Genomic DNA, 21,634 nt, shown 5'->3' with positions numbered 1-21,634 from the left:
GGACCATAGGCGCGGCGTGGATTCGGCGGAAGCCCGCTGCGTTCCGGTCCGTCCGGGGGGTTACGGGGCGGGCGGCGGGCGGGTGGCGTCCAGCGCCGATTGCAGCGTGTAGGCGGCGGCGGCGGCATCCACCGCCTTCGCCCGCTTGGCGCGGGACAGGTCGGCCTCGCCGATCAGCATCCGGTTCACAGCGGAGGAGGAGAGGCGCTCGTCCCAGAGGGCGGCGGGCAGGCCGGTCGCCTCGGACACTGCCATGGCCCAGTCCTTGGCGGCCTGGGCGGCGGGGCCGAAGGAGCCGTCCAGCCCCAGCGGCAGCCCCACCACCAGCCCCCCCGCACCCTCGCGTGCGGCGATGGCGCGGATCTCGGCGGCATTGGCGGCGAGCTTGCCCCGGGGGATCGCGCGATAGGGGGTGGCCAGCATCAGCAGCACGTCCGACAGGGCGAGGCCGATGGTCCGGCGCCCGGGATCGATCCCGATCAGCCGGGCATCCCGGGGAAGGGCGGCCCGCAACTCGGGCAAGGGCAAAAGGGGCATGAGCCCGGGCTTTCGCCGGGGCGGCCCGCCCCGTCAAGCACGCGCCACGCCACCCAGCCTTGTCGGAACCGGGGCGCGCCCCATGATGGCCGCAAGTTCAGTATCATGGGACACGACGTTCTCACGCGATGCGAGCTGGGTGCCGCTATTCCGTGTTGCCGAGCGCCGCAGGGGGCGGGGAGCGGGTCTCGGCCGCCGAGTTCTCCTCCACCCCACGGCCAGCCCCACGCTCCGGCGCCGGCTCCTCCCGCTTCTGCGGGCGGGTGAGGATGATGTTCTGCGCCGGCACCGCGATCTGGATTCCCAGTTCCTGGAAGCGCTTCTTGATGCGGCGGTTGTATTCGCGCTGCACGCCCCAGCGGCCGCTGTCGCGGCACTTCATCTGCCCCAGCACGGTCGCGGTGGCGCCGTCCACCTTGTCCACGCCCCAGAGGGCGAAGTCGTCCAGGATGCTGTCGCGGAAGGCCGGGTCCTCGCGCAGCCCGGCGCCGATCTCCTTCAGCACCTCGCCCACCCGGTCGGTGTCCTCGTCGGCGGAGACGGTAACGGAGACGGCGGCGTTGCCGATGCCCTTGTTGGTGTTGGTAACCGTGGTCACGGAGGAGAAGGGGATGACATGCACCGAGCCGTCACCCGCCCGCAGCCGGATGGTACGGACGGAGAGCGCCTCCACCGAGCCGGACAGGCCTGAGACGGTCACCCAGTCGCCCACCTGCATGGCGTTCTCCAGCAGCAGGAACATGCCGTTGATCACGTCCTGCACCAGCTTCTGCGAGCCGAAGCCCAGCGCCACGCCGATGATCGAGGCGCCGGCCAGCAGCGGGGCGATGTTGACGCCGAGCTGGCTGAGGGCGGTGAAGCCCACCACGACCAGGATGGCGGTCAGCAGCGCGGTACGCAGCAGCGGCAGCAGGGTGCGCAGCCGGGCGGAGCGGGCATAGTCGCCCCGCGCGGACATGTCGGCGATCTGCCGGTCCACCCAGGAATTGGTCATCTCCCAGATCACCACCGCGACCACGGCGGCGATCAGCACCACCACGGCGGAGTTGGCGATGCGCTCGCCCAGCCGGCCATTGTGGAACCAGGCGAAGGCATCCACCCCCCAGACCTGCAGCACGGCGAGCACCGTCACCACCGCCATGGCGAGCGAGATCAGCCGGCGCAGGGCGGGGTAGTAGCGGTTGGCCCGTTCCTCCAGGAAGGGCAGTCGCAGCTTCTTTTCCGCATCGATGCGGAAGACCCGGTCCAGCAAGCCCAGGATGCCAACGGTGATCAGGCGGGCCACCACCAGCACCAGCACGGTCAGGCCGAAATAGCGGAAGAGCAGGCCGTAGCCGTTGCGGATCTCCACCGCCCAGACGAACCAGATGGCCAGGATCAGGAAGATCGCCAGCACGTGCCAGATGGCGGCCAGCCAGTTCCGCGCCAGGGCGAAGGTGCTGCGCGAGCCGTGCGGGGCGGCGATCGCCTCGGCCACCGGCTTGCGGCACTGCAGGATCACCACGACCATCATCAGGTGCGTGACGAGGATCAGCAGCTTCATCGCGGACGTATAGGCCAGGCTATAGAGGCCCAGCACCCGGGCCATCTCCAGCGCAGCCATGCCATAGACCACGACGCGGCTGATCCGGGCGAGCCAGACCTCGACATAGGCGGCGGTCTCGTCGCCGATGTTGAAAAGGCGCAGGGCCGCCTGATCCGGCGAGACCAGCATGTGGCAGATGGCCATCACGATATGCTGGACCACATAGGCATTGACGGCGGCCAGGATGATCAGCGGCACCGTCCAGCCATCGTTCAGCGGCGTGGCCAGCAGCAGGTTGCCCACGGCGGCGAAGGCGGCAACGGGCAGCAGCTCCAGCAGCAGGCGCAGCAGGGCGAGCGGCAGGCGGCGCAGGAAGCGCAGCTCCGCCCGGCTGGCGAGGCCGGCTGCCTCCGGGCCCATCACCTCGCGCTCGCGCCGCCGCCGGGCCACGCCTTCCTCAGCCCGATGGACGACCATGGCGGTCGGCCGGCGCAGGGCGCGCGTGACCAGGCGCCGCGCCGTCCAAGCCAGGGCGAGGACCAGGACCAGCTTCCAGCCCGCGTCGAGGATGGTGGACTGGGCATAGGGGTTGGTCGCGGTACGGACGATCCAGTCCCAGACCAGCGGAACATTGCCCACGGTCCGCCCGGCGGTGACCAGGTAGTCCGAGGCATTCGCGAACCAGCCGGAAAGCGCCACGATGAGTTGCGCCAGGATGCCATCCGCCTGCAGCGAGACGCGCTTCTCCGGCGCGGCGGCGGGTTCGGCGGGCGCGGCGGCAGCCGGTGCGGCGGCCCCCTGCGCCGGAGCCGGCGAGGCCGGGGGGGAGCCACCGGCCGCCGGGGCCGTGGCGCCGCCCTGGTCGGATGCGGCCGGACCGGTCGCCGCGGGATGAGCCGCCGTGGAGGCAGGTGCGACGCGGGCGATGGCCTCCAGGGCGGTGATGACGTCCCGGCGGCGCGCGTCGTTCTGCAGCACCTCCAGCGCCCGGCGCGCCTCCTCGGGCGTCAGCCCGGCCGTGGGGGCGGAGGTGGCGGCGTTCTGGTTGGCACTCTGGGCCAGGGCGGGCTGCGCCAGACCGGGTGCCACGAGAACGAGCAGCGCGGCCAGCAGCAGCAGGGACAGGTGCAGGCCAGGGGCCGGGATCCTCGCACCATGGCATCCCATCCCGGTGGCCATGGTCCCCCGGCGGTCCCGGCCCGGGGGCGGTCCGTCTCCGACGCGCAGAAGCCTCATCCAGTCACTGTCCTCTTCGCTGTGCCGGGGCACGGCTCCAAGGACAGGCCAAGGGGCCGCGGCCCCATCCGGCCGTGGTCTATCTCGGTGGGCGGTGCTTTAGGCCGAACCCACCAGGGGATCGACCACTGCGCGTCCGGAGTTACGTTTCGTTTCCCGCCCTTCGTTTCCCGCCTTGGCACCCCGGCGGCCCGCCACGGGCAAAAGCCGCCCGGGCGCGCCGGGTTGCAGCGCCACGGGCCGTGGCTCGCCGGAATGCCGGGGTCGGGCGGGGTTTCCGCGGGCTTCCGGGAGTTGCTTCGCCCCGCCCGATGGCGCACGGCCCTTGACTTCGGGCCCGCCGCTCGCTTCCTGGCCCTTGTCTGTACTCTGAACTGGGGTTCCTTCCCGAACATGTCGCTCGATACCGCCACCGTCCGGCGCGTCGCGTCGCTCGCCCGCATCCATCTGGAGGATGAGGAGGTCACGCGCCTGCAAGCCGAGCTGAACGGCATCCTGGCCTGGGTGGAACAGCTCCAGGCCGTGGACACGGCCGGCATCGAGCCCCTGGCGGGCGGTGCCGCCATGCCCGAGCTCGCCGTCCTGCGCATGCGGGACGACGTGGTGACCGACGGCGGCATGCCGGAGAAGGTCCTCGCCAACGCGCCCGACCGCCAGGGCGATTTCTTCACCGTTCCGAAGGTCGTCGAATAAGATGCGCCCGACCGATTTCACGCTCCGTGGCGCGCTGGACGCGCTGAACGAGGGCGAGATCACCTCCGAGGAGCTGACCCGCGCCCATCTGGACGCGATCGAGGCCCTGAACCCCCGGATCAACGCCTATATCACCGTCACGGCGGAAAAGGCGCTGGAGGCCGCGCGCGCCTCCGACGCCCGCCGCAAGGCAGGGCAGGCGGGCAGGCTGGACGGCGTGCCGCTGGCCATCAAGGACCTGTTCTGCACCGAGGGCACCCGCACCACGGCGGCCAGCCGCATCCTGGGCGAGTTCGTGCCGCCCTATGAGAGCACCGTCACCGCCAACCTGCTGCGCGACGGCGCGGTCTTCCTGGGCAAGGTGAACCTGGACGAGTTCGCCATGGGCTCCTCCAACGCCACCTCCGCCTTCGGCGGCGTGGAGAATCCCTGGTCCCGCCGCAACGACCCGGACACGAAGCTGGTCCCCGGCGGGTCCTCGGGCGGTTCCGCCGCCGCCGTCGCGGCGCGGCTGGCCCTGGGCGCCACGGCGACCGACACGGGCGGCTCGATCCGCCAGCCCGCGGCCTTCTGCGGCATCGCCGGGATCAAGCCGACCTATGGACGCTGCTCGCGCTGGGGCGTGGTGGCCTTCGCCTCCTCGCTCGACCAGGCGGGGCCGGTGGCACGGACCGTGGAGGACTGCGCCCTGCTGCTCGGCTCCATGGCCGGGTTCGACCCCAAGGACTCCACCTCGGTGGACCTGCCGGTGCCGGATTTCGCAGCGGCCTGCGCGCGCGGGGTGAAGGGGCTGCGGATCGGCGTGCCGAAGGAGTACCGCCTGCCGGGCATGCCGGAGGAGATCGGAAGGCTGTGGGAGCAGGGGCTCGACTGGCTCCGCGCCGAGGGCGCGGAGATCGTCGAGATCTCCCTGCCGCACACGAAATACGCGCTGCCGACCTACTATATCGTGGCGCCGGCCGAGGCTTCCTCGAACCTCGCCCGCTATGACGGCGTGCGCTACGGCGCCCGCGTTTCCACGGGCGGCGACCTCAAGGATCTCTACGAGCACACCCGCGCCGCCGGCTTCGGCGCCGAGGTGAAGCGCCGCATCATGATCGGCACCTATGTGCTCTCCGCCGGCTACTACGACGCCTACTACCTGAAGGCGCAGCGGGTGCGGGCGCTGATCAAGCGCGACTTCGACGAGGCCTGGGAGAAGGTGGACGCCATCCTGACGCCCGCCACGCCCTCGGCCGCCTTCGGCGCGGACGAGAAGCAGGACGACCCCGTCGCCATGTACCTGAACGACGTCTTCACCGTGACGGCGAACCTCGCCGGCCTCCCGGGCCTCTCGGTCCCGGCCGGGCTGGACGCGCAGGGCCTGCCGCTGGGCCTGCAGGTGATCGGCAAGCCCTTCGACGAGGAGACCGTCTTCGCGGTCGGCACCGCCCTGGAGCGGGCCGCCGATTTCACCACCCTACCGGGCGTGAGGGCCGGGCAGGCATAGGATGGCAGTCGACTTCCAGTCCAAGACCCTGTCCGAGCTTCGGACGATGGTCGAGAATGGTGAGCGTGCCGGCAAGACCGGGCACCCGACCTTCCTCGCCGCCGTCGCGGAACTGGACCGGAGGGTGGCCGGAGCGGATGGCAGGCTCAGTCTGGAAAGGACGCGGGAAGCCATCCGTGCGGCGGCGCTGGAAGATCGCTGTCTCAGCTATGGTGATGTGGCGCGTGCCAGTGGCATCGCTTGGAGCATGAAGACCCGGTCCCAGATGAGGGATCACCTCACGGAACTTTGCGCCCGAGCCGACAGGGAGCGGCTGCCGCTGCTTTCTGCCGTCGTGGTCCGCGCAGAGGATGTGCGCGAGGGAGTGCTCCGCGGCGAGGCGTTGCAGGGTTTCATCGCGCTGGCGGTGCGGCTCGGCTTCGATGCTGACGGTACGCCTGAGAAACAGAGCCGCTTTGTGAAGGCGGAACAGCAGAAAGTCTTCGCTTGGGCGAAGAGGGAAAGCCGATGAGCTATACGATCGAGGGCGAGACCGGCCCCTGGGAACTGGTGATCGGGCTGGAGGTCCATGCCCAGGTCAGTTCCGAAGCCAAGCTCTTCTCCGGCGCGGCGACCGAATTCGGCGCCGCGCCGAACAGCCAGGTTTCCTTCGTGGATGCCGGCATGCCGGGCATGCTGCCGGTCATCAACCGGGAATGCGTGGCCCAGGCGGTGCGCACCGGGCTGGGGCTGAAGGCGAAGATCAATCCCTGGTCGCGCTTCGACCGGAAGAACTATTTCTACGCCGACCTGCCGACGGGCTATCAGATCAGCCAGTTCGCTTTCCCCATCGTGGGGGAGGGCAAGCTGACCATCGAGCTGTCCGACGGCACGGCGAAGGAGATCGGCATCACCCGTCTGCATCTGGAGCAGGATGCCGGCAAGTCGCTGCACGACCAGGACCCGTCGCGGACCTTCGTGGACCTGAACCGGGCCGGCGTGGCGCTGATGGAGATCGTCTCCGAGCCGGAGCTCCGCTCGCCGGAAGAGGCCGGGGCCTATGTCACCAAGCTGCGGCAGATCCTGCGCTATCTCGGCACCTGCGACGGCAACATGGAGGAAGGCAGCCTCCGCGCCGACGTGAACGTCTCCGTGCGCAAGACGGGGGAGGGGTTCCGCACGCGCTGCGAGGTGAAGAACGTCAACTCCATCCGCTTCGTCATGCAGGCCGTCGAGGCCGAGGCGCGGCGCCAGATCGAGGTCTGGGAATCGGGTGGCACGGTGGAGCAGGAGACGCGGCTCTTCGACACCGGCCGGGGCGTGACGCGCTCCATGCGTTCCAAGGAGGATGCGCATGACTACCGCTACTTCCCCGACCCGGACCTGCCGCCGCTGGTGCTGGAGCCGGCCTGGATCGAGGAGCTGAAATCCGGGCTTTCCGAGCTGCCGGACGACCGCCGCGCCCGCTATGTCGGCGAATACGGCCTCACCGCCTATGACGCCCATGTGCTGACGCTGGAGAAGGAGACGGCCGCCTATTACGAGGAGGTCGCCCGCGGGCGCGATGCCAAGCAGGCGGCCAACTGGGTGATGGGCGATCTCTTCGCGGCGCTGAACCGCACCAGGACGGACATCACCACTTCCCCGGTCTCGGCGAAGGATCTGGGCGCGCTGCTGGACCTGATGGCGGACAACACCCTGTCCGGCAAGCTGGCCAAGGAGGTCTTCGAGGCCATGGTCGAGACGGGCCGCTCGCCCGGCGAGATCGTGGAGGAGCGGGGGCTGAGGCAGGTGACCGATACCGGCGCCATCGAGGCGGTGGTGGATGAGGTTCTGGCGAAGAACGCCGACAAGGTGGCCGAGTACCGTTCCGGCAAGGACAAGCTCTTCGGCTTCTTCGTGGGCCAGACGATGCGGGCCATGCAGGGCAAGGGCAACCCGGCCCTGGTGAACGAGGTCATCAAGGCCAAGCTCGCCGGCTGAGCCCGGTACGCGAAGCTTTCATATCTTCTTTGAATGCCGCAGAGCAGATCGACCCTTCCGGCAGCGCCGGAAGGGATTATTTTTATCCAAATTGTTGATTCTTCAAAATAATAACCTCGCGCAATCGTGATTGTATTTTATGATTCGATTATGGAATGAATATTCTTGCTGAGAATAGGGAAAAGCCATGTTTGTTACCAATAGCAAGCAGGATCGGGAGACTTTCCTCGTTCTCCGTAGTCCGTCGATGATACGCAGAACTACGCGCGGTCCTCTCTCCAACATTGCGCCTTTTGAGATTCGGGCGAAGACAACGATAGCGAACGCGGCACCGCCGTTACTTGGTCGGCCTTGAACAACGTCTTCAGGCTGTCGCCCCTGCGAGCAGGGTGCGGCCTGTCGGGACGCTGGCTTGGCTGATCGGGGTGAGGATTGCCTGTCGGAGGGCGGCGAGGAGAGCGGCCAAAAGGGCCCTGAGGTGGGCGAGGATCTTGCGGATGTTGTGGCCGCAGCCGCAGAGGACGGCGTAGAGAGCATCGCCGAGCGTGCCCTTGAGGGCGCAGCGGGCGAGGCGGCCATCGGTCTTCATGTGGCCGATCTCGGGCTCGATGGCGCTGCGGCGGCGGAGCAGCCGGCGCAGGCGGGGCGTGAGGCCGCGGCTGGTGCCGCTGACGAGCACCCTGGTTGCCGTGACGCCATGGCCGCGGTAGCCGCGATCGACCACGGCGAGGCTGGGACGCTGGCCGGTGAGGGTCTCGACCTGCTGGAGGGCGTCGGCGAGGGTGTGGCCGTCGTAGGGATTGCCGGGCTGGCTGCGCATGCCGACGACGAAGCCACCGGCGAGGGTGGTGGCGATGCTGACCTTCGTGCCGAACTCGTAGCGCACCCGCGCCTTGCCCTTGGCGATGCAGTCCACCTCGGGCTCGTGCAGGGCGTAGAGCTTGCGGGACGACTTCGGTGTCTGGAGCAGCAGGCGGGTGACGAGGGCGATGCGCTGCTCGATGCGCGCCCGCAGTGGCCCGTCAGGGACGGCGCCGAGCTTGCGTTCAACATCGCGCAGGATGCGGCCGGTGTAGCCCTTGAGCGTGCGCAACGCCTTGCGCATGCGGCGGAACTGCCGGGCGTGGGCGTAGCGCCCCACCTGGCCGGCCAGGCGCGGCGCCAGGCGATTGTAGTTCTGGCGCAGGGCGATCCCGGCCTTGTGCGCCAGCGTCACCAGCGAGTGGCGGGCCCGCTCATAGAGGCGGCTGTCGGTCGGATGGGCGATGGCCTTCTCCATCACTGTGGTGTCCACTGCGATCTCGGCCAAGCTGTTCGACGTCACAGCTCCCGAAGCCTGAGCCGCCTCGATCGTCCTGGTCAGCAACCACTCGACACCTTCCTCACCGATGCGACCGCGCCAGCGGCTGAGAGAGGAGGGATGGATGGGCGCACGGTGCTGGAAGAAGGTCTCACCCGTGAAGTGCTGGAAGTACGGGTTCTCCACCCAGCGCGCGAGCACCGCCTCGTCGGAGAGGCCATGGGCGTGCTGGAGGTACATCAGCCCGGCGACCAGACGCGGATGCGTGGCCGGCCGTCCCTCAGCGGCGGGGAAGAAGCCGGCCCATTCCCGCTCGAACCAGGACCAGTCGATCAGCGCCGCCAGCCGCACCAGTTCGTGCCGCCCATCGATCATGTCGACCAGCCGCGGCCGCAGCAGATCGGCCTGTTCCGGCGGGCGCGGGCGGTGCTTCATGCCCACAAGATTCGCAGGGTTTGTCGTCGAAAACAATCGAACCCTGCAAATCCAGGTCGCCGAGCCCGGAAAATCTCACAGCTAGATCAGTGCCTTACGAGTTATTCAAGGCCGACTAAGTACAGCCATGATCGGGAAGGTCTTGGATGACACCGGTGCCGGCACCTCCATGATGCTTTTCGAGGGCATGAACTGGGCAATCCAGCAGGGCGCAGAGGTGCTCTCGATGTCGGTCGGCTTCGATTTCCCCTCGGCAATCGAGCACTATCGTAACCAATACAACGTTTCCACCGCAGTCGCTGTGTCCGCATCACTCGGTGCCTATCGCTCCAATGTGAGAGCGTTCGACGCAATCATGAGTCTGGCGAAAGCTATGACAGGTCTTGGACGAAAGGGCACAGTAGTATGTGCGGCCACCGGAAATGAGAGCGGCCGACCGTCGTTTGAAATTACGCTCGCTATGCCAGCGGCCGCAGATGATGTGATCGCTGTTGCAGCGGCGGGGAAGAAGAAAGACGGTAATCTTTATATTGGCGCCTTCTCCAACACGATGCCGACGGTCTGTGCTCCCGGCATCGGTGTAACTTCTGCTTGGTTAAAAGAAGGTTTAAAAACTCTCAACGGCACCAGCATGGCGACCCCGCATGTCGCGGGTGTTGCTGCCCTTCACTGGGAAAAACAGCGGCAGAGCAATCCCAATGTTCTTGCCAATGTTGTTGCAACATCGATTTTGAGCTCATGCAATGCAGGTGGCTTTGTCAAGATGGATGATGCGGCAGATTATGGTGCTGGCTTAATTCAGGCACCATGAGTTAAGTGTCTTTGTTTTGTAGACGTTATCGGAGATCGAGTGTCTCGTGAGATTGAGGTTGAACCTCAAGAAAGGGAGAATGTCTATGCCGAACGTATCCGATGCTCAGAAGCAGGAAATCGCCAAGGCTTTTGCCGAAGCACTTCTGGCGCCTCCGGAACCTATTCAGACCCCGTTTCATAACGGCTGAGCCAGACGCCGGACGAGGATCATGGCGGCGGCGAGGGTGAAGAAGGCGACGGCGGAACCGACGGTGGCCTCGTGATCGCGAGCGAGGCGTCGGCAGCGGCCGAACCAAGCGAAGGACCTCTCCACCACCCAGCGCCTGGGTTGCACGGCGAAGCCTTTCTGGCCGGGTGCGCTGCCGATGATGGTAACGGCGACGGGGGAGGCTCGGGCGACCCGCGGACCGGCGTAGGCGCGGTCGGCGAAGCAGCGGGCCAGGAACGGCCAAGGGCGGCGCGACATGGCCAGGAGGGCCGCACCCCCTCGGCTGTCATGCAGGCAGGCGGGCGAGATGGCGGCGAGCAGGAGCCTACCGTCCGTGTCCACCAGGGCGTGGCGCTTGCGGCCCGTCACCTTCTTCCCGGCATCGTAGCCGCGGACACCTTTCACGCCGACACCGCCCGAGCGGACGGATTGGGCGTCCAACACCGCCGCTGTCGGTGAGGCCTCTCGGCCGACCCGCTCGCGGTCGGCCATGATGAGGGCGTGCGCCAGTCGCTCGAAGGTGCCCCGGCGCGAGAGGCGCAGGAACCAACGGTGCACGGTCCCGGGCGGCGGGAAGTCGCGGGGCAGATGCGCCCAGGCGCAGCCGGTACGGAGCACGTAGAGGATCGCATCGACCACCCGCCGCATCGGCCAGGACCGGGGTCGTCCGGTCTTTGCAGGGCTTGGCAAGAAGGGCTCGACCAGGGCCCACTCGGCATCGGTTAGGCACGTTGCATAAGGCTGGGAGCCGCGCGCAAGCTGCGCGCGGGCGGCAGGGGTCCACATGGGCCACCTCGAAGGACGTCAGACACCCTCCGAACGCGCAGAACTCCCGCCGCTCACCCCGCCTCAGCCGTTATGAAACGGGTTCTCAGCCGAGAGCTAATGTCGCAGGCGTGAAAGACGTGTTCTGTCAGCAATGGGGGAATGTCAAACCAGTTCTGGAAATTCTTTCTTCGTTGGTCCCTGGTGTGGGAGCTATCATTCTAATTGTTGTCAAGGCGGGCGACGTTGCATCGAAGGTGATCTGCAAATAACACACTAGCGATCGAGGCAGAACGCAATCTGAATTACTCTTAAGAAGTCCGTGGAGGCAATGAAGCCTCCACGGAATATCCTAGTCGAGACCTATTGTCGCAGCGAGGCGATTAGCTCGTTGTTGTAGCGGCGGGTCATGCCTGGGATCAGGAAGATGTCCACGAACAGCCAGATGCCCACCAGCAGGAAGCCCAGGTGGCCGATGAAGATCAGGCTCAGCACCCAGCTCAGCGCGGTGATCAGCAGCATCACCACGCCGCTCATGGTCCGACCCAGATAGAAGCGGTGGATGCCCAGCCAGCCCAGGAAGAACCAGAGCACATAGGCGACCAGGGCGGACTTCTTGTTGGCGTCGTATTGCATCATCATCATCGCTTCGCCCGGCGCCGCCCCTTGGGGGAGACCGCTGGGCGATACGTTGAAGGACTGTGACATCCGGCAGATCCTCTTCGGTCTCTTCCCCTTGCATATGGGGATGCGGGCCGCGCCGCCGGAGTAGACCAGCCGCCATGACAAGACGAGGCCCGGCATGAGCATCACGCTGCACACCTGGAACACACCCAACGGACGCAAGATCAGCGTGGCGCTGGAGGAAATGGGGCTGCCCTACTCGGTGAAGACCGTGGACATCACCAAGGGCCAGCAGTTCGAGCCCGATTTCCTGCGGATCAGCCCGAACAACCGCATTCCGGCGATCGTCGATCCGGAAGGGCCGGACGGCAGGCCGATCAGCGTCTTCGAGTCGGGCGCGATCCTGCTCTATCTCGGCGAGAAGACCGGGAAGTTCCTGCCGCGCGACCTGCGGGCCCGCGTGCCGGTGCTGGAATGGCTGATGTGGCAGATGGGCGGACTCGGCCCTATGCCGGGGCAGGTCCACCACTTCCTGGGCCAGCCGGAGGGTCCGGCGCGCGACTATGGCGTGGAGCGCTACGGCAAGGAGACCAGGCGGCTCTATGGCGTGCTGGACAAGCGCCTGGCCGGGCGCGAGTTCGTGGCGACCGAGGGGGAGCCGAGCGTGGCGGACTTCGCCATCCTGGGTTGGGCTTGGCGGCACGAGCGGCATCTGGTGCCCTTCGACGACCTGCCGAACCTGGCCGCCTGGTACGATCGGATGATGGCTCGCCCGGCCACGAAGCGTGGCTTCGAAATCCCGCTTTCCTGAGGTTTGACGGCGCCTTCGGTCGCGGCTAGAAGCACCCCCGCAACGCCGTGAGACTTTCCACTCCTGCGGAGGGGTGGCCGAGTGGCCGAAGGCGGCGGTTTGCTAAACCGTTATAGGATGTCAAGTCCTATCGTGGGTTCGAATCCCATCCCCTCCGCCATTTCCTTTTCCTGAACGATCTGAATACGTGATGGCCGCGAGACGGGGATCGCACTTCCGAACCGCCCCTCTGCACCATCCCGCATCTGCGGGGCCAGGATGCCGCCCGTGGCAGCCCGCTCGAGGTGCAGGCATCCACATCGCCTCGCCAAGCAGGTTTTCACCAGGAAAAGGGAAAAAGGCTGCGGGCCAAAGGAGGGGGGCTCTCGGCGCCATATCGGGGGGGTGGTCGTGATTGGCACCGTGCCCGCAGCAACGGGAAAGTGCCGGAATATCTCGGCTGGTTCCAGCAACCCATAGTTGAAAAATCTCAATTTTGATCGAAATCTTTTTCTTTCATGATATTCTTCACCGAAAACATCCCCACGGTTGTGTGATCGGAAGGGCACGGGGTCCATCGCAATTGTGAATGCGGCGCCTCCCGATTCCCGGGGCCCTTCAACTGGCCCGGATGATCGCCAGATTTCATTCTGACCACGACCGGGGCCCTGACTGCGAAGACAGGACCTGATTCGAGAAGAGGAGGTCGTATGGCCGGACATGTACCCGATGACGAAGCACGCATCCGGGAGCTTGCCTATTTCCTGTGGAAGGACGCCGGCTGCCCGGACGGCATGGCGGGCGCGCACTGGGAACAGGCGAGCCGGCTGCTGTCCGGCCAGGCTTCTGGAGGCGAACCGCTGGAGATGCAGGCTGCCGCCGCAGCCAAGGCTGAGGAGGATGCCAGGGCCGTCGCCGCAAAAGCCCGGCGTCCGAAGGTGATCGGCACGGCCGCTGCCGAGGTGAAGGCAGAGTCCCGTAAGGCCACCGTGAAGGCCGGAAAAGCCGAGAAGCACGCCGGGAAGGACGACAAGGCCCCCAAGAAGCCTAAGGCCAAGGCATGATGCTGGATGCCGGGCCGTTCCGGGACGCTGCCATGTCCCGACCGAAAGGGACATGGCAGCGGTGTGGGCGCAGCCTTGGCATCTCGAAAACCGCGACGACGCCACAGAAAGCTGTTTCACAATTTCTTGGGGTCGGGCATTTTGTCCTCTACAGAGGTGTCGGGAGCGCATCTGGTGGCTGAATTCTGGGCGGACTGGGGCGCGCTCGCTTATCTGGCGGCGGCCTGTTGGGCGTTTTTCGAGGGCGAGACCTTCGTGCTCCTTGCCTCCGCCGCCGGACGCGCCACGGGACTGATCGATCCCTGGATTCTGATGTTCGCGGTCTGGGGCGGTTCCTTCCTCGGCGACCAACTCTGGTTCACGCTGGGCCAGCGCTACGGCGCCAAGGCCGTGCGCAAGATCCCGGGCGCCGAAAGGCGACTGACCCAGGCGATGAACATCCTGGAACGCTATGGCGCTCTGTTCGTCCTGACCTTCCGCTTCGCCTATGGCATCCGCAATGTCGCGGCCGCCGCCTGCGGTGTGGCGGGCATGCCCCGGCTGCGCTTCATGATGCTGAACTTCGTGGCCGCCGGAATCTGGGCCGCCGCCTTCGTGGGCGCGGGCTGGTTCGCCGTGGCCTGGCTGGGGGAGAAGAACACCTTCTATGCCCTGGGGGCGATCGGCTTCGGGGTCATCCTCTTCCTGGTGGTGAAGCTGATCCGCCAGCGCCGCAACCGCGCCCTGGTCGCGGCGGAATAGGCCCTTCTGCCGGGCGCCATGTCCGGAACCGATGCCGTCGAACGGGGCGCCTTCCTCACGGAAGGCGCCCCGTTCCGCTTTCAGGCGGAGGCGCGGGGCTCGTAGGGCGCCTCCAGGGCGGCGATCTCCTCCGGGGTGAGCGCGATCTCCGTGGCAGCCGCCGCATCGGCGATCTGTGCCGGGTCGGAAACGCCGAAGATCGGCGCGGCCATCACCGGCCTGCTCAGCAGCCAGGCAAGTGCGACCTGCATCGGCTTCACCCCGCGGGCCGCTGCGATGGCCTTCAGCGCATCCAGCACGGCGAAGTCGCTTTCCCGATAGAGCCCGTCGGCCAGCTTGTCGGTCGTAAGCGCAGCTTTGAGGCCCGTCTTCCGGAGTAGGTCCTGATTGTGCTGGATCGGCTTGGGGCGGAGGGCTTCGAGCTATCGGTATGGACGACGTTAGGGACGACGCGAAGGGTGGCGGGTACCGCCGGATCGAGGTTCTGACGGGACCTGGCCGGCGGCGGATCTGGTCTGACGACGACAAGGCGCGGATTGTCTCGGAGACGCTGCAGCCTGGCGCGGTGGTCACCGAGGTGGCGCGCCGCTGGCAGGTCTGCCCGCAGCAGGTGTTTGGCTGGCGTCGCAAGATGCGGCTTGGGGTGGCCGGTGAAGCCAGAGCAGCGATGGACTTCGTGCCCATCGTGTCGGCGGCTCCGGCGGCCACACCGGAACGGGCGCCCTCGTGGGTCGCGCCGGGTCCTGTCATCGAGGTCAAGGTGGCTGGCGCTGTGCTGCGTGTCCCACCGGGCACCGACGCGGACCTGTTGACGACGCTGTTGCGGGCCATCCGGGCGTCCGCGACGTGATCACACTGCCTGCGGGGGCGCGGATCCTGCTGGCGAGCCAGCCCGTCGACTTTCGCAAGGGCGCGCATTCGCTGGCCGCGCTGGCGGCGGAGGTGCTGAGCGAGGATCCGTTCTCCGGCGTGGTGCTGGTGTTCCGCTCGAAGCGCGCTGACCGGGTCAAGATCGTGGTGTGGGATGGCAGCGGCCTGGTGCTGATCTGGAAGCAGTTGGAGGCCAACACGTTCCGCTGGCCGCCGGTGGTGGACGGCGCGCTGCGGCTGACGCAGGTGGAGTTCGCCGCGCTGTTTGCGGGGATCGATTGGACGCGGGTCCAGAGCACGAAACGGATTCCCACGCCGAGCGTGCCTGCGTAGCATCGGTACCACGATGCGCGCCGCTGCTGACGACACACCGACCCTGCCGGAGGATCCCGCGGCGCTGCGCGCGATGCTGCTGGCGGCCTGGGCGGAACGGGACGACGCGGTAGCCGAGCGCGACGCGCTGGCGGCGCGCAACGAGCGGCTGCGACACCTGCTGGGCAAGCTGCAGCGCATGCAGTTCGGGCGACGCTCGGAGCGTCTGCCCGAGGACCAGTTGCAGTTCGCCTTTGAGGAGGTCGAGGCGAGCCTAGCCGGCAACGAGGCTGAGGCGGAGAAGTGCTCGCCCGAGCTGCGCAAGACGAACACCGCCCAGCGCCGGGCGGGCCGTGGCCGACTACCGGCACACCTGCCCCGGGTGGAGGTGGTGCTGATGCCCGAGAGCACCGCCTGCCCGTGCTGCCAGGGCGCCCTGGTCGAGATCGGCGCCGACACCTCGGAGCGGTTGGACGTGATCCCGGCTCAGTTCCGGGTCTTGGTGACCAAGCGCCCGAAGCTGGCCTGCCGCGCCTGCGCGGGCGTTGTGCTGCAGGCACCCGCACCGGCCCGTCTGATCGAGGGCGGCATGCCGACCGAGGCCACCGTCGCCCATGTGCTGGTGTCGCGCTACGCCGACCACCTGCCGCTGTACCGCCAGGCGCAGATCCTGGCGCGCCAGGGCCTCACCATCGGCCGCGAGGTACTGGCCTCCTGGGTGGGCATGGCCGCCGCCGAGATCGCCCCGGTGGTGGCGCGGATGCGCGAGCTCCTGCTCGCCTCGGTCCGGCTATTTGCCGATGAGACCACCATGCCGGTGCTGGACCCGGGCCGGGGACAGACCAAGACGGGCTTTGCCTGGGTGATCGCGCGCGACGACCGGCCCTGGGGTGGCACCGACCCGCCCGCGGCGGTGTTCCGCTACGCCCCCGGCCGTGGGGCGGAGCATGCCCGGGCACTGCTGGCCGGCTACACGGGCATCCTCCAGTGCGACGGCTACGCCGCCTACAAGGGCCTGGCCGCGCCGGAGGGGGGCGGCCCCGGCGTGACACTGGCGTTCTGCTGGAGCCATGCCCGTCGTGAATTTTATGACCTGGCCCGGAAGAAAACAGCGCCGATTGCCACCGAGGCGTTGGTCCGTATCGCCGCCCTCTACGCCGTCGAGGCAGAGGTCAGGGGCAAGCCGCCCGACGAGCGCCGTGTCGTCCGGCAGGCCAGGAGCCGACCCCTGGTCGAGGACCTGTTCACCTGGCTCGAGCAGCAGCTGGCGCGCCTCCCAGGTGGTAGTCCGACGGCAGGGGTAATCCGCTATGCCCTGAATCACCGCCTCGGCCTGGAACGGTTCCTGGATGACGGCCGCATCGAGCTCGACAACAACACCGTCGAGCGCGCCATCCGGCCTCTCTGCCTGAGCCGAAAGAACGCCCTGTTTGCCAGCGGAGATGATGGGGGCCGCCGCTGGGCCGACCTCGCCTCCCTGGTCGAGACCTGCAAGCTCAACGGCGTCGACCCGCAGCGCTACCTTGCTGACCTGCTCACCCGCCTCGTCCACGGCTGGCCTAACAACCGCCTCGATGAACTCATGCCGTGGCACTGGGCCGACGCGAAAACCGTCTGACCCATACCGCACCCAACAAGGGTCCGTAGGCCTCGCTTACTGTCGGTCTTCGCGCGCTGGCTCTCCGCCCCTTCGCGGCTGCGGTTGCCGCCGAGGAAGCCGCGCGCCAGGGGCGAGTAGGGGACAAGCCCGACACCCTGTTCCAGGCAGAGGGGGATCATCTCCCGCTCCTCCTCCCGTTGCACGAGATTGTAGAGGTTCTGCATCGCCACCGGCCTCGCCCAGCCGCGGTACTCCGCCACGGCGCACATCTGGGCGAAGCGCCAGGCCGGCATGGTGGAGCCGCCGATGTAGAGGACCTTGCCGGCGCGGACCATGTCGTTCAGCGCCTCCATCATCTCCTCGACCGGAGTGACGGCATCCAGCCGGTGGATCTGCAGCAGGTCCACGTAATCCGTGCCGAGACGCTTCAGCGAGGCGTCGATGGCCTCCCGCAGGTGCTTGCGGCCGATGCCCGAGCCATTGGGGCGGTCGCTCATCGCGTTGCCGATCTTGGTGGAGACCACGACCTCCTCGCGTCTTGCGAAGCGCAGCAGGGTGGCGCCGATGATCCGCTCGCTTTCGCCGAGATTGTAGACATCGGCCGTGTCGAAGAAGTTGATCCCGGCATCGAGCGCGGCGCGGAAGAAGGGCTTCGATCCTTCCTCGTCGAAGGCACCCCAGGCGCGCCGCCCGGCCGCACCCCAGGAATTGCCGCCCAGGCAGACCGCCGAGACGGTGAGGCCGCTGCGGCCGAGCTGTCGGTATTTCATGGCCCGAATCCCCTTCGCTGCTGTCGTGCCGCACCGGTCTGCCGCAAAGCCGCGCGAGGCATAAGCCGCTGCCCCGATGCCGTGCGATGCAGCGGGGCAGGCAGCCGGCCGCGGCTTCCGGCGTTGACCGGTAGCATGCCGGCCCGGCGACGGGACACCGCGCAAAGGAGATACGGAATGAGCGACATCACGGACCCGGTGCCTTTCCCGGCCGAGGCCGATCTGGCGGCGGTGGCGCAATCGGCGGCCGGGCCGGTGGGCCGCTTCCAGATCGTCTGCAGCGGCCTGCCGAAAGGCGGTGTGGCGGCCTTCCTGATCGACACGACCGACGGGCGCTCCTGGAGCTTCGACGGCGAGAGCTGGACGCCGCTGCCCTACAGCATGGAGCGCCCCGAGCCGGCTCCCTGAACCGGCTCCCTGAACGCGGTCTCCTCAGCGGGCGGGCTTCCGGTCGGGGTCATCATCGCGGCCCGGCCAGCGATGCCCCGCGGATTTGGGCGCCCTGAGGGCTGGCTGCGGGCGCCCGGCCGTGGTTGTTCTGCGGAATCGCATCTCCGGAGGCTCGACCATGGCCAATCCCCCGACCGGCTTCGATCACGGCGTCACGCTGGAAGCCACGCAGACGATCCTGCTTGAAACCCTGGCGGAAGGCCGCCGCCTCGGCCTCGCGCCCCTGACCGTGGTGGTGCTGGACCAGGCGGCGCAGCTCAAGGGCATGCTGCGTGAGGACGGCTGCAGCCTGCTCCGCCCCGGCATCGCCCAGGGCAAGGCCAACGCGGCCCTGGCGCTGGGTTTTGGTGGGCGTGAGCTGGCGCGGCGCGCCCAGAACATGCCCGCCTTCATGAACGCGCTGTCCGATCTCACCGGCGGCTCCGCCGTGCCGGTGCCTGGCGGCGTGCTGCTGCGGGATGCCGACGGCAAGGTCCTGGGCGCCGTTGGCGTATCCGGCGACCTGTCGGAGAAGGACGAGGCCGCCGCCGTAGCCGGAATCAAGGCCGCCGGCCTGATGCCCGACACCGGGGACTGAGCGCCTTCAGACGGCGTCCCCGACCGCCTCCCCGGCAGGGCCGGGGAGGCGGTCGAGGGAAGGAGCGGGCAACATCCGCGCCTGCATCTCCCGCGCCGTGGCGAAGAAGCGCGCCGTCAGCGGCGGGACAAAGGGGTTCTCCTGGGTGATCGCCCGGAACAGCGCCTCGGAATCGTCCCGCACTGCCTCCACCGCCCGCATCAGCTGCTCGAAGCTCGGCGTGGTCTGGCTGGGGCGGGGCAGGCCGAGGCTGTCCACGAGCCGGGCGACCAGATGGGTCAGCCCCTGCACCTGCGCCATCTCCCGGTCATGCGCCTCGGCACTCGAACGGATCACGGTGAGGGCGAGGGCGCGTTCCAGGAAGCGCGCCACCAGCCGGTGCCTGCGCCCGCGTCCCGGGCAGACCGTGACCCGCAGCCCGGCGATCCCGTCGCGCCCGCTGTTCGGCCCGAAGAGCGGATGGGTGCCCGCCAGATCGACGAAGTTCGGCAGGATCTCCCGCAGCAGGCGCAGCGGCTCCAGCTTCAGGGAGCAGGTGTCCACCACCAGCGCGCCGGGGCGCAGATGCGGGGCGATGGCGGCGCCCGCCGCCGCGACCTGGGCGACCGGCACGGCGAGCAGCACGAAGGGCTGCGCCGCGGCCTCCGCGATGCTGGCGGCGCGAACCCCGTGGCGGGCGGCGATCTCCGGCAGATCGGGCCGTGGATCGGCGAGACGGATGCGGAAGAAGGGGCGCAGATGCGGCAGGCAGAAGCTGCCGAAGGCGCCCGCGCCGATCAGGCCGAGGCCGGGGCGGGAGGGGTCCCGCGTGATCGCGGGCAGGGAGGGAAGGGGCGTGGTCATGGCATCGGCGCTCCGGCAAGGGCCGCCGGAGAGGATGCAGGAACAAGTATGCCGCCTTCCGGCGGCCTCGTCTCAATCAGGGAATGACTGATCCTTGCCGCGCCACGGGAGGGCGCGGGTAATAGCTTCGCCGAAGGGGCTGGGCCTGGATCATGCCCCGCATCATGGCACGGCACCGCCCCGCGTCAATGCGGGCCGTTTCCCGCGGGCGCCGCCCTTGCGGGACGCCGCGCCGGGGCGGAACCTGCGCGCCCCTGCGAGGAGAGACGCGATGAGTCGGACCGAGACCGTGCTGCAATACCTGGACGCGCAGGAGGCGCAGCTCCGCCAGCGGTATTTCGAGCTCCTCCGCATCCCCAGCGTCAGCGCCCAGCCCGTCCATGCCGCCGACTGCCGCCGCACCGCCGAGTTCCTGGCCGCCGAGCTGGCCGCGATCGGCTTCGACGCGCGGGTGCGCGAGACGGCGGGGCATCCGGTGGTGGTGGCGCATCACCCGGGGCCGCAATCCGGCGACGCGCCGCACCTGCTCTATTACGGCCATTACGACGTGCAGCCGGCCGAGCCCTTCGGGCTCTGGACCAGCCCGCCCTTCGAGCCGACCGTGGTGCCCGGCCCGCATGGCGACCGCGTGGTGGCGCGCGGCGCGGTGGACGACAAGGGACAGGTGATGACCTGGCTCGCCGCGCTGCGCGCCTGGCACGAGGTCGGCGGCGGCATCCCCGCCCGGGTCACGGCGCTGATCGAGGGCGAGGAGGAGGTGGGATCGCCCAGCCTCGATGCCTTCCTGAAGGAGAACGCCGCCGAGCTGAAGGCGGCCGATGTGGTGGTGGTCAGCGACACCAACCAGTGGGATTTCGACACCCCCGCCATCTCCACCCGGCTGCGCGGCATGGCCTATGTGCAGATCGACCTGCGCGCCGCCTCGCGCGACCTGCATTCCGGCATGTATGGCGGCTCCGCCCGCAATCCGATCAACCTGCTGACCCGCATCCTGGGCGAGTTGCAGGACGAGGACGGGCGGGTGCAGATCCCCGGCTTCTATGACGGGGTGGAGCCGGTTTCCAACGCCCAGGCGGCGCAATGGGCAGAGCTCGGCTTCGACGAGGCGCGCTTCCTGGGCGATGTCGGGCTTTCCGTGCCGGCGGGCGAACGTGGCTTCGGCGCACTGGAGCGGCTCTGGGCGCGTCCGACCTGCGACCTGAACGGCATCTGGGGCGGCTATACCGGCGACGGCTCCAAGACGGTCATCGCGGCCGAGGCACATGCCAAGCTCTCCTGCCGCCTCGTGGGCCGGCAGGACCCGGAGAAGATCGTGGCCGGAATCAGAGAATTCGTGCAGGCGCGGCTGCCGAAGGACTGCACCGCCGAGGTCCAGGTCTTCGCCCTGGCGGCGCCGGTGGTGGTGCCGGTGGAGAATCGCTTCGTCGCCGCGGCCAAGGAGATCCTGACCGACGAGTTCGGCAAGGCTCCGGCGATGATCGGATGCGGCGGCTCCATCCCCGTGGTGGAAAGCTTCAGGCGTATCCTGGGGCTGGACTCGCTGCTGATGGGCTTCGGCCTGGACGACGACCAGGTTCACAGCCCGAACGAGAAGTTCGAGTGGCGCTGCCTGACCCGGGGGGCGCGTGCACAGGCCCGGCTGCTGGGCGCCCTGGCGGGCTGAGAGCCGTCCGGCCCAAAAGGATCAGGCCCCGGAAACGGGGCCTGATCCTTGCGCCCCGCCCCCTCGGCAGGGCCGGGAGGCGGAGCCGGTCAGCGCCCGGCCAGTTCCGTCTTGAGCGCCTGGATGCGGGTGCGCAGGCTTTCCCGCAGGCTGGGCGAGGCATGTGCCTTCATCCCCGCCAGGGTCTCCTCCAGCTCGCGCAGGAGACGCCGCTTCTCCTCGCGGTTCCGCTGGATCGGCTTGTTGTCGCTGAACTGGCCCTCGAAGGCACGCATCGGGCTCACATCCCCTGAACACTGTGTGAACATAAGCTATTCCACCGGACTGCAAACGGCAAAGGGGGGGGCCGTGCGGTCGCCTGCCCGGC

At 68.2% G+C, this 21,634-nt stretch carries 23 protein-coding genes and 1 tRNA gene; 15 read left to right on the top strand and 9 right to left on the bottom strand.

The window, feature by feature from the left end; translation table 11 throughout:
• Nucleotides 1-60 precede the first annotated feature (60 nt).
• Both ruvX and CTJ15_RS09540 read right to left on the bottom strand, forming a co-directional pair.
• Entirely contained in the window at nucleotides 61-537 is a 477-nt protein-coding gene (gene ruvX, locus CTJ15_RS09545) for a Holliday junction resolvase RuvX (protein WP_026032992.1), read from the bottom strand.
• Nucleotides 538-682: 145 nt separating this feature from the next.
• Nucleotides 683-3,298, bottom strand: coding sequence for a mechanosensitive ion channel domain-containing protein (locus tag CTJ15_RS09540; RefSeq protein WP_193009659.1), 2,616 nt, complete (start codon nucleotides 3,296-3,298; stop codon nucleotides 683-685).
• Between the two features lie 393 nt (nucleotides 3,299-3,691).
• Here CTJ15_RS09540 and gatC point away from each other — a divergent pair, with 393 nt between their 5' ends.
• Genes gatC through gatB form a run of 4 tightly spaced genes read left to right on the top strand, consistent with a single transcriptional unit; the run spans nucleotide 3,692 to nucleotide 7,442 of the window.
• Nucleotides 3,692-3,991, top strand: a complete 300-nt coding sequence (gatC, locus tag CTJ15_RS09535; RefSeq protein ID WP_019459939.1) for an Asp-tRNA(Asn)/Glu-tRNA(Gln) amidotransferase subunit GatC — start codon at nucleotides 3,692-3,694, stop codon at nucleotides 3,989-3,991.
• A gap of 1 nt (nucleotide 3,992) precedes the next feature.
• On the top strand, nucleotides 3,993-5,480 hold the full coding sequence (gene gatA / locus CTJ15_RS09530) for an Asp-tRNA(Asn)/Glu-tRNA(Gln) amidotransferase subunit GatA (protein ID WP_019459938.1): 1,488 nt from the start codon (nucleotides 3,993-3,995) through the stop codon (nucleotides 5,478-5,480).
• A 1-nt stretch (nucleotide 5,481) separates the two neighbouring features.
• Entirely contained in the window at nucleotides 5,482-5,991 is a 510-nt protein-coding gene (locus CTJ15_RS09525; protein ID WP_099781514.1) for a hypothetical protein, read from the top strand.
• A complete protein-coding gene (gene gatB, locus CTJ15_RS09520; RefSeq protein ID WP_099781513.1) occupies nucleotides 5,988-7,442 on the top strand; it encodes an Asp-tRNA(Asn)/Glu-tRNA(Gln) amidotransferase subunit GatB in 1,455 nt (484 codons plus the stop codon). Before CTJ15_RS09525 ends, gatB begins: the two co-directional genes overlap by 4 nt.
• A gap of 364 nt (nucleotides 7,443-7,806) precedes the next feature.
• On the opposite strand, the gene CTJ15_RS09515 is transcribed toward gatB, so the two are convergent.
• Nucleotides 7,807-9,177, bottom strand: a complete 1,371-nt coding sequence (locus tag CTJ15_RS09515; RefSeq protein WP_226945876.1) for an IS5 family transposase — start codon at nucleotides 9,175-9,177, stop codon at nucleotides 7,807-7,809.
• A gap of 127 nt (nucleotides 9,178-9,304) precedes the next feature.
• Between CTJ15_RS09515 and CTJ15_RS09510 the strand changes: the two genes are divergently transcribed.
• Nucleotides 9,305-9,988 carry a S8 family serine peptidase gene (locus CTJ15_RS09510; protein ID WP_099781512.1) on the top strand — a complete coding sequence of 228 codons (684 nt, stop codon included), beginning with the start codon at nucleotides 9,305-9,307 and terminating at the stop codon, nucleotides 9,986-9,988.
• A gap of 177 nt (nucleotides 9,989-10,165) precedes the next feature.
• On the opposite strand, the gene CTJ15_RS09505 is transcribed toward CTJ15_RS09510, so the two are convergent.
• Nucleotides 10,166-10,984 (bottom strand): IS5 family transposase, encoded by an 819-nt coding sequence (locus CTJ15_RS09505; RefSeq protein WP_099780839.1) that lies wholly within the window; start codon nucleotides 10,982-10,984, stop codon nucleotides 10,166-10,168.
• A 342-nt stretch (nucleotides 10,985-11,326) separates the two neighbouring features.
• On the bottom strand, nucleotides 11,327-11,671 hold the full coding sequence (locus CTJ15_RS09500) for a TM2 domain-containing protein (protein WP_099781511.1): 345 nt from the start codon (nucleotides 11,669-11,671) through the stop codon (nucleotides 11,327-11,329).
• Between the two features lie 94 nt (nucleotides 11,672-11,765).
• Between CTJ15_RS09500 and CTJ15_RS09495 the strand changes: the two genes are divergently transcribed.
• The 4 genes from CTJ15_RS09495 to CTJ15_RS09480 all read left to right on the top strand — a co-directional run bounded on the left by CTJ15_RS09495 (nucleotide 11,766) and on the right by CTJ15_RS09480 (nucleotide 14,182).
• Nucleotides 11,766-12,398, top strand: a complete 633-nt coding sequence (locus tag CTJ15_RS09495; protein WP_019459934.1) for a glutathione S-transferase family protein — start codon at nucleotides 11,766-11,768, stop codon at nucleotides 12,396-12,398.
• A gap of 67 nt (nucleotides 12,399-12,465) precedes the next feature.
• Nucleotides 12,466-12,558, top strand: a tRNA-Ser gene (locus tag CTJ15_RS09490).
• 529 nt (nucleotides 12,559-13,087) lie between these two features.
• A complete protein-coding gene (locus CTJ15_RS09485) occupies nucleotides 13,088-13,441 on the top strand; it encodes a DUF2934 domain-containing protein (protein WP_019459933.1) in 354 nt (117 codons plus the stop codon).
• Between the two features lie 174 nt (nucleotides 13,442-13,615).
• Nucleotides 13,616-14,182 (top strand): DedA family protein, encoded by a 567-nt coding sequence (locus tag CTJ15_RS09480; protein WP_019459932.1) that lies wholly within the window; start codon nucleotides 13,616-13,618, stop codon nucleotides 14,180-14,182.
• Nucleotides 14,183-14,262: 80 nt separating this feature from the next.
• Here the strand turns inward: CTJ15_RS09480 and CTJ15_RS09475 are convergent, their stop codons facing one another.
• Complete coding sequence (locus CTJ15_RS09475; protein WP_226946096.1) at nucleotides 14,263-14,481, bottom strand: aldo/keto reductase; 219 nt, start codon at nucleotides 14,479-14,481, stop codon at nucleotides 14,263-14,265.
• Nucleotides 14,482-14,612: 131 nt separating this feature from the next.
• On the opposite strand from CTJ15_RS09475, the gene CTJ15_RS09470 reads away from it, so the two are divergent.
• From CTJ15_RS09470 to CTJ15_RS09460, 3 genes are read left to right on the top strand one after another with little or no spacing between them, the layout of a single operon-like run.
• Nucleotides 14,613-15,032 (top strand): transposase, encoded by a 420-nt coding sequence (locus tag CTJ15_RS09470; protein WP_099781116.1) that lies wholly within the window; start codon nucleotides 14,613-14,615, stop codon nucleotides 15,030-15,032.
• Nucleotides 15,029-15,385, top strand: a complete 357-nt coding sequence (gene tnpB / locus CTJ15_RS09465; protein ID WP_027281944.1) for an IS66 family insertion sequence element accessory protein TnpB — start codon at nucleotides 15,029-15,031, stop codon at nucleotides 15,383-15,385. The genes CTJ15_RS09470 and tnpB overlap by 4 nt, the downstream gene beginning before the upstream one ends.
• Nucleotides 15,386-15,398: 13 nt before the next feature.
• The gene (locus tag CTJ15_RS09460) at nucleotides 15,399-16,982 is read left to right on the top strand and encodes an IS66 family transposase (RefSeq protein ID WP_099781115.1); all 1,584 of its coding nucleotides are present in this window, start codon (nucleotides 15,399-15,401) and stop codon (nucleotides 16,980-16,982) included.
• Here the strand turns inward: CTJ15_RS09460 and CTJ15_RS09455 are convergent.
• Nucleotides 16,883-17,734, bottom strand: coding sequence for an aldo/keto reductase (locus CTJ15_RS09455; RefSeq protein WP_226946095.1), 852 nt, complete (start codon nucleotides 17,732-17,734; stop codon nucleotides 16,883-16,885). The genes CTJ15_RS09460 and CTJ15_RS09455 overlap by 100 nt on opposite strands.
• 177 nt (nucleotides 17,735-17,911) lie before the next feature.
• On the opposite strand from CTJ15_RS09455, the gene CTJ15_RS09450 reads away from it, so the two are divergent.
• Nucleotides 17,912-18,142 carry a hypothetical protein gene (locus CTJ15_RS09450; RefSeq protein ID WP_019459930.1) on the top strand — a complete coding sequence of 77 codons (231 nt, stop codon included), beginning with the start codon at nucleotides 17,912-17,914 and terminating at the stop codon, nucleotides 18,140-18,142.
• 160 nt (nucleotides 18,143-18,302) lie between these two features.
• A complete protein-coding gene (locus tag CTJ15_RS09445; protein WP_019459929.1) occupies nucleotides 18,303-18,761 on the top strand; it encodes a heme-binding protein in 459 nt (152 codons plus the stop codon).
• 6 nt (nucleotides 18,762-18,767) lie between these two features.
• On the opposite strand, the gene CTJ15_RS09440 is transcribed toward CTJ15_RS09445, so the two are convergent.
• Nucleotides 18,768-19,604, bottom strand: a complete 837-nt coding sequence (locus tag CTJ15_RS09440) for a prephenate dehydrogenase/arogenate dehydrogenase family protein (protein WP_075821663.1) — start codon at nucleotides 19,602-19,604, stop codon at nucleotides 18,768-18,770.
• A 271-nt stretch (nucleotides 19,605-19,875) separates the two neighbouring features.
• Here CTJ15_RS09440 and CTJ15_RS09435 point away from each other — a divergent pair, with 271 nt between their 5' ends.
• Nucleotides 19,876-21,267 carry a dipeptidase gene (locus CTJ15_RS09435; RefSeq protein ID WP_019459927.1) on the top strand — a complete coding sequence of 464 codons (1,392 nt, stop codon included), beginning with the start codon at nucleotides 19,876-19,878 and terminating at the stop codon, nucleotides 21,265-21,267.
• Nucleotides 21,268-21,356: 89 nt separating this feature from the next.
• On the opposite strand, the gene CTJ15_RS09430 is transcribed toward CTJ15_RS09435, so the two are convergent.
• A complete protein-coding gene (locus CTJ15_RS09430; protein ID WP_019459926.1) occupies nucleotides 21,357-21,542 on the bottom strand; it encodes a hypothetical protein in 186 nt (61 codons plus the stop codon).
• Between the last annotated feature and the right edge of the window lie 92 nt (nucleotides 21,543-21,634).

Origin of the sequence: Roseomonas sp. FDAARGOS_362 (assembly GCF_002754815.1) — a bacterium.
Taxonomy (GTDB): domain Bacteria; phylum Pseudomonadota; class Alphaproteobacteria; order Acetobacterales; family Acetobacteraceae; genus Roseomonas; species Roseomonas mucosa.
Note: the sequence above shows the minus strand (reverse complement) of the source record. Positions and strands in the feature narration are given on the sequence as shown.